Origin of the sequence: Pseudomonas sp. Pse1 (assembly GCF_024519635.1) — a bacterium.
Classification (GTDB): Bacteria; Pseudomonadota; Gammaproteobacteria; order Pseudomonadales; family Pseudomonadaceae; genus Aquipseudomonas.
The window spans coordinates 28,379-40,442 of sequence record NZ_JALJRO010000007.1; the positions used below are offsets into that span (position 1 = coordinate 28,379).

Here is a 12,064-nt window from a genome sequence, read left to right on the forward strand (position 1 = left end):
ATGCGTGATTTATTCGCCAATCGCTGGCCCTGGCTGGCACAAGCGCAAACCCGCAAGGGCGCGCTGATCACCGCACTGGTGATTGCCCTGGCGCTGTTCGGCCCGTGGCTGGCGCCCCATGCGCCGACCGACATGCTCGGCATGGTCTATGGCGCGCCCAGCGGTGCAGCCTGGCTGGGCTACGACTTCCTCGGCCATGACGTGGTCTCGCGCTTGCTCAGCGGCGGTCTGTCGGTGTTGTGGATGTCCCTGGCGGCGGCCGCCATTGCCTTGCTGGTGGGCGGCACCCTGGGGTTGCTGGCGGGCTTTTCCCGACGTCGCCTGGACCAGTTGATCACCTGGCTGGCGGATGTCTCGCTGGCGTTTCCCGACCTGATCCTGGTGCTGCTGATTGTCTCGATGCTCGGCCGTGCGCCATGGCTGATCGTGTTGACGGTGGCAATCGCCTTTACGCCGGGAGTGATTCGCCTGGCCCGGGGCAGCGCGGTGGCGGTGGCCGGTCAGGAGTTTGTCGAGGCGGCGCAGATGATGGGCTATTCGCGGCGACGCATTCTATTTCGCGAGATCCTGCCGAACATCCTCACGCCGTTGCTGGTGCATTTCGGCAACATGCTGACCTGGGCAGTGGGCATGCTCTCGGGCCTGAGTTTCCTCGGCTACGGCGTGGCGCCGCCGACCGCCGACTGGGGCCTGATGATCAATGAAAACCAGGCCGGCCTGCTGGTCCAGCCCTGGGCTGTTTTGGCGCCGGCGCTGCTGATCGGGATCTTCGCTTACGGCACCAACATTCTTGCTGAAGGCATTGGCCGCAGCAGTTCACGGATTGGAGAGAAGCAGCCATGAATGCGCTCGCAGGTTTGCCAGGGCACAGCCGTGTCGATACCCAGGTGTTGCAGGTCACCGATCTGCGGGTCGAGTTGCCGGGGCAGGTCGATGTGCTGTCCGGGGTGTCGTTCAGTGTCGGGGGCGGGGAGATTTTAGGGCTGGTGGGCGAGTCGGGATCCGGCAAGACCACCCTGGCCACGGCGTTGCTGGCCCATGCCCGCAGCGGCGCGCGGATTGTCCAGGGGCGGGTCGAGGTCGCGGGGCAGCCGTTGCTGGAACTGCAGGGCGAGGACTTGCGTCATGCACGGGGCAGTTTGATCGGCTATGTGGCGCAGGATCCGGCGACGGCGTTGAACCCGGCGTTGCGGATTGGCGCGTTGTTGCGCGAGACCTTGGCGGCTCATCAAGTTGGAAGTGGCTCCTACCATCGAATTGAAGAAACCCTGCGCGACGTCGGCCTACCCGACGACCGCGAATTCCTCCGACGCTTTCCCCATCAACTGTCCGGCGGCCAGCAGCAGCGGGTGATGCTGGCGCTGGCCTTCGTCCTGCGGCCACGGCTGATCGTGCTCGACGAGCCGACCACCGCGCTCGACGTCACCACTCAAGCGCACATCCTCGCTACCCTGCGCCGCCTGTGCAAAAGTCAGGGCGTGGCGGCGGTGTATGTGTCCCATGACCTGGCGGTGATCAAGGACCTGGTAGACCGGGTGCTGGTGATGTACGCCGGACGGATTGTCGAATCGGCGTCCCGCGAGGCGCTGTTCAGTCATCCCGCTCACCCCTATACCCGGGGCTTGCTGGCGGCGATCCCGGATGTGGCGCAACGTCGTGAGCTGCTGGCGATTCGCGGCCATGCCCCGGCACCGGGACAGCGTCCGCAGGGCTGTGGTTTTGCGCCACGCTGCAGCCGGCGCCGTCTCGACTGTTCAGCGGCGGAACCGGCCTTGCACGAACGGGCTCCAGGGCAGCAGGTGGCCTGCCTGGACCCTCATCGCCAGCCTTTGCAGTTGATTCCGGTGGCGCAATCGCGGCAGGTCGACGAGGTGGTCGAGCGCCCGGCCTTGCTGGAAGTCATCGGTCTGAACGTGGCCTACGATCGTCAGGTGCTGTTCGATGTGTCGCTGCGGGTGGAGCCGGGGCAGTGCCTGGCCTTGGTCGGCGAGTCGGGCTCGGGCAAGACCAGTCTGGCGCGGGCGGTGGCGGGGCTGGGGGAGAACGCCGAGGGGCAATTGCGTTATGCCGGGCAGCCGTTGAGCCTGGCTGCCCGGCAGCGCGAGGTGGGGTTGCGGCATCAGATCCAGTACATTTTCCAGAATCCCTACCGGGCCTTGAATCCGCGCCAGACGGTGTTGCAGACCTTGAGCGGGCCCTTGGAGCATTTCTTCGGGATCAAGGGCGCCGAGGCGCGGCAGCGGGTCGAGGCGGTGCTGCAACGGGTGTCGCTGCCGGCTTCGGTGGCTGATGCGTATCCCCATGGTCTGTCGGGGGGCGAGCGTCAACGGGTGGCGATTGCCCGTGCGCTGATCTGCGAGCCACGGCTGCTGATCTGCGACGAAATCACCTCGGCGCTGGACGTCTCGGTCCAGGCCTCGATCCTTGCCTTGCTACGCCAGTTGCAGGACGAGGGACTGACGCTGCTGTTCGTCACCCACGACCTGGGCGTGGTCCGCGCCATCGCTGACCAGGTGCTGGTGCTCAAGCAGGGGCGGGTGGTGGAGCAGGGGGCGGTGGATGGGGTTCTGGATCAACCGCAGGCCGGGTATACGCGGACGTTGCTCGAGCATTCGCCGACGTTGGTGGGGGGTTAGTTTTTTTGGTCCACTGAGCGAGCCGACTCCGGGCGGCGTTCCGACGAAAAACCAGAGGTCGCGGCGCGCATCCAGGCTAGCTTCGTCATCGTTGACGACCATCGCGAGCGGGCTCGCTCCTACAAGGAAGGCGGGCATCCGCAAGATTCGGATGCGCCCGGAAATGTGGGAGCGAGCCTGCTCGCGAAGAACCTGAGACCGCCGCGTAAATCCGGGACAGCTACGAACTGGCCGCCGTTCTACCAACACTGCGCCGCTGCGCCTCTTCCCGCACCGCCGGAATGATCCAGCGCCCATAGTCAACCGTGTCATAGAGCGGGTCATACCCACGATTGAGAAAGGTGGTAACGCCCAGGTCGACATAGTCGAGCAAGGCCTGGGCCACGGTTTCCGGGGTGCCGACCAGGGCGGTGGTGTCGCCGTAGGCGCCGACGGCGGTGGCGGTGGGCAACCACAGGGCGCGGTCGTGACGATCGCCCTGGGCGGCTGCGGCCAGCAGGCGTTCGGAGCCGGTGCCCTTGAGCCGTTTTTGCCAAGGGCTGCCGGCGGCGAACTGCGGGTTGGCCTTGATCTGCTGCAGAATCTGCTCGGCCCGCTGCCACGCCAGTTCCTCGGTGGCGCCGAGGATCAAACGCACCGACAGACTCACCCTCGGCGCCTGCACCCCGGCAGCGCGGGCGGCGGCTTTGAGCTTGGCGATCTGCTCGGCCACGCCACTCAACGGCTCGCCCCACAAGGCATACAAATCCGCATGCTTGACCGCAATCTGATAGGCGATATCCGACGAGCCGCCAAAGGAAATCGGGATGTGCGGCTGCTGCAGCGGTTTGACGGGCGAGAACGCGCCCTTGATGTTGAAGTACTCACCCTCGAAGTCGAATGGCTCCTCGGCGGTCCAGGTCCGGCGGACGATCTCCAGGTACTCATCGGTGCGCCGGTAGCGCGCGGTCTTGTCCAGCAGAGTGTCGCCTTCCTGCGGCTCGGCGGTGATCCCGGTGATCGCGTGCAGACGGATCCGCCCGCCGCCGGTGGTGTGATCGAGGGTGGCAAAGGCCCGCGCCGCGACGGTGGGGGCAGTCAGGGCCGGGCGATGGGCGATCATGAAACCCAGGCGCTCGGTGTGGGCGGCGGCATACGCGGCGATCTGCAGGCTGTCGGCGCTGCCCGGGCCGCTGGCGATCAGTACCCGGTCAAAGCCGGCCTGCTCATGGGCGCGGGCATGATGCCGAATAAACGGCAGGTCAAAATCGGCGCTGCGCACGCCTCGGGTCTCGGACCACTGGCGGGGGAAAATCATGCCGACAAATTCGATGGACATAGCAAGTCTCCAGAGTGAACTCAGAATTGGTAATCGACCTGGGCCAGCACGGTGCGGCCAGGCATGGGTTGCAGGAAGGTGTTGGTGGAGCCGGCGAGGCCGCTGACGAAGTTCAGTTCGTCGGTGAGGTTGAGCACCCGCAGGGTGGTGCTCCATTGCGGCTGGCGGTAATACACCGCGAGGTCGAGGTTGTATTCGTCGGGGACCTTCACCGTCTTGCTCAGGTTCAGGTACCAGCTGCTGGTCCACCAGCCGGACAGCTCGGCGCCGAAGCCGGAATCAAAGCGGTAGTCGACATAGCCGCTGGCCGTGTATTCGGGAATCTGCACCGCATCGAAGCGTCCGGACGGGCGCTGATTGAGGCTGTTGTTGTCGCCAAACACGGTGCCGTTGTCGGGGATAAAACCGGCCGAGGCGAAGCCGCTCTGGCTGGTGAACTCGTTGTAGGCGGTGAGCTTGGTCAGGTTCAGGGCGCTGCGCAGGTGGTCGTCCGGCTGGTAGCGAATGCTCGACTCAACGCCCTTGATCACCAGGCGTGCGATGTTGTTATTGCTGTCGGGTGACTGATCGCGCTCCTGCTTGAACGCGGCCAGGGTCATGAACAACTGATCGGGCACGGCTTCGACTTTCAGCCCCACTTCATGCAGCACGCTGAGGCTTTCGAAGGCCAGCGGGTTGAGCTGGTTGGCGCCGGCGCCGCTGCCCCAGCCGAGGCCGTTGGAGAAGAACCCGGTGTTGACCGCCAGCGAGCGGTCGAAGGTGTAGTACAGGGTGCTGTTTTCCGTGGGCTTGACGTAGGGGCTGACCTGGAATGAGAACAGCCGATAGTTGTCGCTGTCTTTGCGCGGATTGCCGCCGGCGAGGACGAACGGATTTTCGATCTCGGCATCGATCCAGCTGCGGCTGGCGCCGATATTCAGGCCGACTCGATCACCAAACTTCAGGTTGTGCTGACTGAACAGGGTTTGCGTGGTCCAGGTGCTTTCGGCGGTGTAGGGCGCCACCGATTCGGCGTACAGGCCGTGCCCGGCCGGGTACATCGGCGGCAGGTTGAGCCAGCCGTAGAAGTTCGAGAACTGCGGGACGCCGGGCTGGCCGATCCACGCGCCATTGCCGCCGGCTGGATTGCGGTTGTCGAGGCCGAGCAGGTCGCCAGGGTTTTTTCCCGACGGATCCTGGGTCAGGTCGTAGGCGTTGATGGTCGAGCCGAAGCTGTTGTTCGCGGCAATCGACTGGTTGAACTCACGGCGGTAAATCAGTCCGGTGTTGCTCTCGTCGCTGAGGGTCCAGCCGCCGAGGCTGACTTCATTGCGCGAGCGAAATTCGAAGCGGTTGTCGAGCAGGTTGTCCTTGGACTGCACCTGGAACGCACCGACCGCATCGGTGTTGTCCCTTGAGCGCTGGTAGAAGGTGCTATTGGCCAGAGTGATGGTCGGGGTCAGGTCGGCCTCGACATGCAGTTGGGTGGTGAAGCGCCGCGAGCTGCTTTCGTCTTCGTCACGCTGGCCGGTTTGCGACGACAGCGACTTGAGGCCGTTGCCCGCCAGGTTCGGGTCATAGACCCAGCCGCGCAGGGTGCCGGGATTGGCCTGGGTGTTGGGCGAAGCGTTCTGGAAGCTGCCGTCGACCACGCTGTATTGGCCCTGAGCATTGCGTTGGCGCTTGACCCAACCGAGGGTCGGTGCATCCGCCGCGCCGGAGGCCAGCACCGGTGACCACAGGGTGCTGCCGTTCTGGATGATCGGCGTGGCGCGCCCGGCGTAGTACTTGCCGTGGTCCACCAGCGCCTGGTTGGCGCGGTTCCAGCCGTGGGTGATGTTGTAGTCGTAGTAGTCGTCGTAGGCGGCGTTCCAGTCGACCCGCACGTTGTCGTTGCGCCAGGCCAGGGCGCCGTAGAAGGCGTCGAAGTTGTTGTCGACGTTGTCGTAGAAATCCTCCTGGCGCTGCTTGGTGATGCTCACCCGGTAGGCCAGGTTGTCGGCGATCGGCCCGGTGTTGTCGATGCTGAATTTGCTTGAATCGCGGGACTCGCCATCCGGTATCCAGCTGCCTAGTTCACCGCTGAGGCGGGTCTTGAATTCGTTGAAATTGGGCTTCTTGCTCAGGTAGTTGACGTAGCCGCCGCTGCCGCTCACCGAACCGTAGGTCACCGAGGACGGCCCGGCGACGATGTCGGCGCCCTCGTAGGCGTTGAAGTTGGCCGGGTGGCGCACGCCATAGGCGCGCTGGCCGTCCTGGAACACCTCCGAACCCTGGGCGCGAAACTGCGGGGCGATCCCGGCGTTCTGCCCGCCACCGCGGGTGATGCCGGGGGCGTACTTGACCAGGTCGTCGGCGCTGCGGATCGGGTCGTTGGCCAGTTGTTCGGTGTTGATCTGACTGATCGAGCGCGGGGTGTCGATGATGGTGGTTTCAGTGCCGCCATACACTGAGGTCGACGGCCGGGTGGGCAGGGCGTCGTCTTCTTTGTCGCTGGCACTGGCCTGGACGGTGACGGTTTGCAGTTGGGTGTCGTCGGCGAACGCTGGCAGGGCCAATGCGGACACCACCGCCACGGCCAGTGCGGAGGGTTTCAAGGGCAAACGAAAGGCGATAGAGGGCATGGGGCATGGGCCTCGAAAGAAAATCGGGAATAGGGAAAAACCTGTGGTGACTGATCTACCGCCATCGCCTGTAGGAGCGAGCCTGCTCGCGATGAGGGCATCAGCCACACCGCATCAACTTCATCGCCGGCAAGCCGGCTCCTACACAGGGCTCAGGCCGTGTCGTTCAACCACAACCGCTCGAACCGCCAGGTGCTGAACAGCGACTCTTCCGCCGCCGCACCGCCGACCCGGGTCGAGACGCTGTCGAGCAAATCGGCATAGCCCCAGATCAACATGCCGCCGCGCTCGTACTGGATCTGCTGCACCTGGTGCACCAGCGCCGTGCGCTTGCCGAGGTCGGGCTGGGCCATGGCTTGCAGGAACAGTTCGCTGAAGTGCGGGTCGTTGAAGTGGGTCTTGTTGGCCACTGCAAACGGCGCGTCGGTGTGGATCGCACTGGCGAGGAACGGCGCGCCGATGCTGCCGCCGGTGCTCAGGGTCCAGTCGTTGCGCAGCGGTCCCTGGAAGGTCGCGAGGTCGACCTGCTTGACCTTGAGGGTGACGCCGATGCGTTTGGCTTGTTCGGCCAGGACCAGCGCCGAGGTCAGCCCCGGCCCGGGGGTAGTCACCAGTTCCAGTTCGAGGTTTTCCTGGCCGGCTTCCTTGAGCAGTTGCGCGGCGCGCTGCGGATCGTGGGGGCGCGGGCCGAGGCTGTGGTTGAAGGTCGGGTCGCTCGGCGCGTAGAGGTCATTGGCCACTCGGCCCTGACCGTTGAGGGCGCGACGCACCAGCTCTTCGCGGTCGGCCAGCAGGCGAAACGCCTCGCGCACCCGTGGGTCGTTGAACGGCGGTTTGTCGAGGTTCATGTCGAACGACAGCCAGTTGCCGGTCACCGATTTCAGCACCTTGAGGCGCGGGTCGCCTTGCAGCACTTGCAGTTGTTCGGTGGGCATCACATTGGCCATGTCGATCTGCCCGGCGCGCAGGGCGGCGAGGCGCGAGACCTGGTCCTTGAAGTCGATGATTTCCAGCTCGTCAGCGTACGGTTTGCCGTCCTTGTAGTAATTCTCGAAGCGGGTGAACAGCGAGCGCTGGCCGGGGGTGAAGCTCTTCAGCTTGTAGGGGCCGGCGCCCACCGGGTTGGATACCGGGTGATAGTCCACCGGCACAATGCCGCCGAAGTTGACCCAGGTTTCCGCCAGCGGCATGTAGCTGCGGCCTTCGCGGAAGTTCAGGCGCACGGTGCGGTTGTCGAGCTTGAGCAGATTGTCGCGGTCGACCCAGTGCAGCAACGCGGCATAGGGCGAGGCGAGTTGCGGATCGGTGAGCCGGCGGATCGAGAAAATCAGGTCGTCGGCATCGATGGTCTTGCCGTGGTGAAATTCCAGATCCGGACGCAGGCGCAGGGTCCAACTGCTGGCGTCGGCATTCGGCTCGGCGAACTCGGCGAGGGCCAGGCGCGGTTGCATCTGCTCGTCCCACTCCCACAGTTTGCTGTACAGGGCGAAACCACGGACGATGCCGCTGCCAATGGGCTTATGGGCGTCGAGGTTGCCGCTCTGGTTACCGTCGAGAATGCCCAGGCGCAGGCGGCCGCCGTAGCGCGGCTGGTTGCTGGCGCCGGACGCCGCCGGGGTCTCGCTGGCCGGGCCGCAACCGGCCAGCAGCCCGCCGCCCAGCAGCAGGCCGCCACCGAGCAGGGCGCTGTGGCCGAGGAAATCCCGGCGGCTCAGCAGGGAGTGATGGTCGCTCATGGGCTCAGGCTCCATTGGCCGAATGCAGCGCGGCGAGCGGCTCGGCGGTACGCTCCAGGGCCACGCGCTCGCCGCGAAAGTGCGGCAGGATGTGCTCGCCGAGGCGATAGGCTTCTTCCAGGTGCGGGTAGCCGGCGAGGAAGAACAGGTCGATGCCCAGCGCGTTGTACTCGCGAATCCGCGCCACCACGTTTTCGTAGCTGCCCACCAGCGCGCAGCCCGGCGGAATGCCGATGTAGCCGAAGCCGGTCCAGACGTTGGGGTGGATGAAAAAATCCTCGAACGACTGGGTCTCGGTTTTCTCGGTGAACCCGGTCTCGTAGCTCAGCTTGCGCGCGGTGCGCAGCCCGGCATGGGCAGCCACGGCCTTGACCGCGCCCTTGGCGATGCCCTCGTCGAAGAAACGCTTGGCCTCGGTGCGCGCCAGTTCCTCGGTCTCGCGGGTGATCACATCGATCGACAGGCCGAAGCGGATATTAGTGCGCCCGTGCTTGAGCGCACGCTGGCGAATGTCGGCGATCAGCGCGGCGATTTCATCCGGGTGCTCGGCGCGCATCAGGTAAAAATCGGCGTGTTTGGCGGCGAATTCGCGGGCGGCGATCGACGAGCCGGCGGTGCAGATCAACGGCAGTTGCGCCTTCTTCAGCGGCCCGCGCAGACCACCGCCTTCGGCCTTGTAGAAACGCCCGTCGTAGTGGAAGTTTTCGTTGTGCCAATAACCCCTGACCACGTCCATGAACTCGGTGGCGCGCGCATAGCGCTCATCGTGATCGCTGAAGTCGCCGACCTGACGCTGGATCACGTCCGAGCCGCCATTGATGATGTTCCACACCAGGCGATTGCCGGTGGCGCGCTGGTAGGTCGCAGCCTGCTGCACGGCGACCCAGGGCGTGTAGTGATAGGGCTGGAAGGCGGTGACGAACTGTAGCGTGCGAGTCTCGCGGGCCAGCAGCGAGCAGACCGTCCACGGCTCTTCGCCGGTCGGCGCGTTGACCATCAGCGCGCCGCCAAAGCCGTTGATTTCGGCGGCCCGGGCGATCTGTCCAAGGTAGTCGATGTAACTGAAATGATCGCCGACGCTGAACCCGGACACGGCGCCGGTGCTCGGGCCGCCTCGGTGCCAGTCGCCACGGTTGCGTGGGTCGCCGGGGAGGAACTGGGTTTCGCCGTGCAGCGGCAGGCGGGTGAAGAATTCGATGCTCATGGGGGGCGGCTCCGGCTTACTGCACGCTGGGATTGCAGATAGGGGTGACAGGCTGGTCGTTAATGACTTTGCGGGCGAAGGGCACCGAGTCCTTGAGCGACGCGTTGACCGTCTCGCTGTGGCCCAGGCCCTTGTACAGGTGACCCTCGACCACCGAGCCGGTTTTGCAGGCGTCCTGCATCAGGGCCACCTGGGTTGAAGCGGCGGGGGTTTTGTCTTCAGCGCCGGTGCCAATGAAGATCGGTTGCGTCAGTTTCAGGGTCGGGTAGGACACCTGCTTCTGCCACGCCGCGAGCTGGTCGCCCTGGTAGTCCTTTTTCGCATTGGCCGGGGTCAGGCCGACACCGACCACGTCACTGACCAGCGATGCCAGGCAACTGGTGCGCGCCTGTTCAAACAGCGGCAGAGCCTTCTCGGTGTAGAAGTCTTTCGGGTTGATGCTCGGGTCGTACTGCTGCGCCGCGAGCAGGGTGTAGAAGCCGTAGGCGAGGGAGGCGTCGACCTTGTTCGGGTCCTGCTCACCGACGTTTTTCGCGCCGACGGTGTAGATCACCCCGGTGCCGATGCTGCCCTTGACCCCGAGATCCGGCGCGTAGGTGGGTGCGTACGCGGCCGACGCGAAGGCCCCGGCACCGCCCTGGGACTGGCCGATGATCAGCACCTTGTTGGCCAGCCCGGGGACCCCGGCGACCACGGCTTTGGCGGCGTCGAGAATGCCGTAGGCGGCCATGCGGTTGTTCAGCAGCGGGTGACCGCCGGGCACGCCGAGGCCTTGATAGTCGGTGGCGACAATTGCGTAGCCTTCGTCGAGCCAGCGGCTCAGGTACTGCACGTCGCGGTAGGAACGGCCTTGCCAGGACGGTGCGCAGACATCGGCGATGCCCACGGTACCGTGGCCCCAACTGGCCACCGGCCAACCGCCGGCGGGCGCCTTGCCCTTGGGCAGGAACAGGGTGCCTGAGACCACGATCGGGGTTTTGTTGTCGATGCCGTCGGTGGAGCTGTAGAGGATCCGCTGGGCGCTGGCGGCATTCGGCAGGCTCAGGGTTTTCTCCAGCGGTTCACTGCGCAGCAGTTTGCCCGCAGTGGCCGGAATCACGTGTTGCCAGGTGTAGAACGCCGAGACGCGGCCGTCGCCTTGCAACGGGTCGGGCTTGGGTACGTGCACGTCGGCGGCCAGGGCGCTCATGGACAGGGCGAGGAGGCTGAGGCCGAAGGTGAAGCGCTTGCTGAGGTTCATCGGGATGTCCTTATCAAAGGTTCAGGGATGGCTGCTGACCTGGCCACGCAGGGCGGGCCAGTAGTCGGTGAGTTGCAGGTCGATCAGCGCTTGCCGGGTGAAGCCGGTGGCCAGCGAGGTGCTGATGTCGTAGGGGTCGCGAATCAACTGGTTGGCCAGGGCGTAGGCGGTGAGCGCCTGGTAATGGGCCTTGAGCTGCGCATCGGTTTTCGGCGCCCAGCGCTCTTTCCAGGCCACCGGGTCGTTCTGGTCGTCGCGGCGCAACACGCTTTCGGCGGTGCCGGCGCGCGAGGACAGTTGGTAATAGGCGTCCTGGTTTTGTTCTTGGGAGATCCACCAGGCGGCCTTGACCCAGGCGGTGGCGAGCAGTTGGGTGAGGTCCGGGTGTTGCTGGACAAATAGATCGGTGCCCCAGAGGTCGGAGATCAGGCGCCAGTCATTCTGGCCCTGTTTGCTCGACCAGAGAATCCGCCCCACGCCCTTGTCTTCCAGGGCATAAGCCTCGCTGAGCAGCACCGCCGCATCGACCTTGCCGGCTGACACTGCTGCCGCGCCGACTTGCGGGTTGAGGTTGGCGATCTTGAAGTCGTCGAGCTTCAGGCCCTGGCTGCCCAGGTAATTACTGAAGGCGAACTCCCAAGGACGGCCACGGTGCAAGGCCAGGCGCTTGCCCTTGAGGTCGTCGATGCTCTTGGCCGGTGAGTTGCTCGGCACCACCAGGTAGATGTTGTTGCCGCTGCCACCGGGCACGATCAGTTTGCCCGGCACGCCGCCGGCGCCAGCGATTACCGACGGCAGGTCGCCGCGCACGGCAAAGTCGATGCTGTTGTTGCTGAAGCCTTCGTTGATCTGTGGGCCGGCGCCGGCGTGGGGCAGGGCGATCCACTCCAGCTTGACCCCGCGCTGGCTGAGTTGCTGTTCGAGCCAGCCTTCCTCGATCACTCGTCCGGCGATGCCGCCGAACACCGGTTTGCCGCCCTGGGTGAAGGCGACGATGGCGATCTTGACGGAGGACGGCGCTTGTTCGGCCAGGGCCGTGGCGCTGAGTAACAGGCCGGTGAGGGCAATAAGGCTGGTGCGCCAGAGACGTTTCATGGGTGCTTCCTCGATAAGTGGCTGCGCTATGCCAGGGCTAGAGCAGATTGCATGCCAGCGTTTTGTGAAATCGCTGCAGGCCACGCGTTTCGGGGCTTTGCGCGCTTATTGAGGGCGGGAGGGAGGCGACTGGGTGCTGGTGGATCAGCAGGTCCATGCAGGTTGAGTGCTGCTCCAGAAGCAGGGCAGAAGCAATGTTCCTTCATATGTATTTATGGAATATATAAAGATT

8 protein-coding genes are annotated in these 12,064 nt (G+C 65.0%); 2 read left to right on the forward strand and 6 right to left on the reverse strand.

The annotated features are described in order from the left end of the window. Positions 1-843, forward strand: a complete 843-nt coding sequence (locus NR126_RS12420) for an ABC transporter permease (RefSeq protein WP_256830323.1) — start codon at positions 1-3, stop codon at positions 841-843. Then, positions 840-2,636 (forward strand): ABC transporter ATP-binding protein, encoded by a 1,797-nt coding sequence (locus tag NR126_RS12425; protein ID WP_256830324.1) that lies wholly within the window; start codon positions 840-842, stop codon positions 2,634-2,636. The genes NR126_RS12420 and NR126_RS12425 overlap by 4 nt, the downstream gene beginning before the upstream one ends. Before the next feature lie 220 nt (positions 2,637-2,856). On the opposite strand, the gene NR126_RS12430 is transcribed toward NR126_RS12425, so the two are convergent. The 6 genes from NR126_RS12430 to NR126_RS12455 all read right to left on the reverse strand — a co-directional run bounded on the left by NR126_RS12430 (position 2,857) and on the right by NR126_RS12455 (position 11,832). Continuing rightward, positions 2,857-3,954, reverse strand: a complete 1,098-nt coding sequence (locus tag NR126_RS12430) for an LLM class flavin-dependent oxidoreductase (RefSeq protein ID WP_256830326.1) — start codon at positions 3,952-3,954, stop codon at positions 2,857-2,859. A 20-nt stretch (positions 3,955-3,974) separates the two neighbouring features. Continuing rightward, positions 3,975-6,557, reverse strand: coding sequence for a TonB-dependent siderophore receptor (locus tag NR126_RS12435; protein ID WP_256830328.1), 2,583 nt, complete (start codon positions 6,555-6,557; stop codon positions 3,975-3,977). A gap of 152 nt (positions 6,558-6,709) precedes the next feature. Continuing rightward, positions 6,710-8,293 carry an ABC transporter substrate-binding protein gene (locus NR126_RS12440; protein WP_256830329.1) on the reverse strand — a complete coding sequence of 528 codons (1,584 nt, stop codon included), beginning with the start codon at positions 8,291-8,293 and terminating at the stop codon, positions 6,710-6,712. A 4-nt stretch (positions 8,294-8,297) separates the two neighbouring features. Continuing rightward, positions 8,298-9,497, reverse strand: coding sequence for an LLM class flavin-dependent oxidoreductase (locus NR126_RS12445; RefSeq protein ID WP_027616287.1), 1,200 nt, complete (start codon positions 9,495-9,497; stop codon positions 8,298-8,300). 16 nt (positions 9,498-9,513) lie between these two features. Further along, positions 9,514-10,737, reverse strand: a complete 1,224-nt coding sequence (locus tag NR126_RS12450) for a lipase family protein (protein ID WP_027616288.1) — start codon at positions 10,735-10,737, stop codon at positions 9,514-9,516. Positions 10,738-10,758: 21 nt separating this feature from the next. Beyond that, positions 10,759-11,832, reverse strand: coding sequence for an ABC transporter substrate-binding protein (locus tag NR126_RS12455; protein ID WP_256830330.1), 1,074 nt, complete (start codon positions 11,830-11,832; stop codon positions 10,759-10,761). Positions 11,833-12,064: the final 232 nt, after the last annotated feature.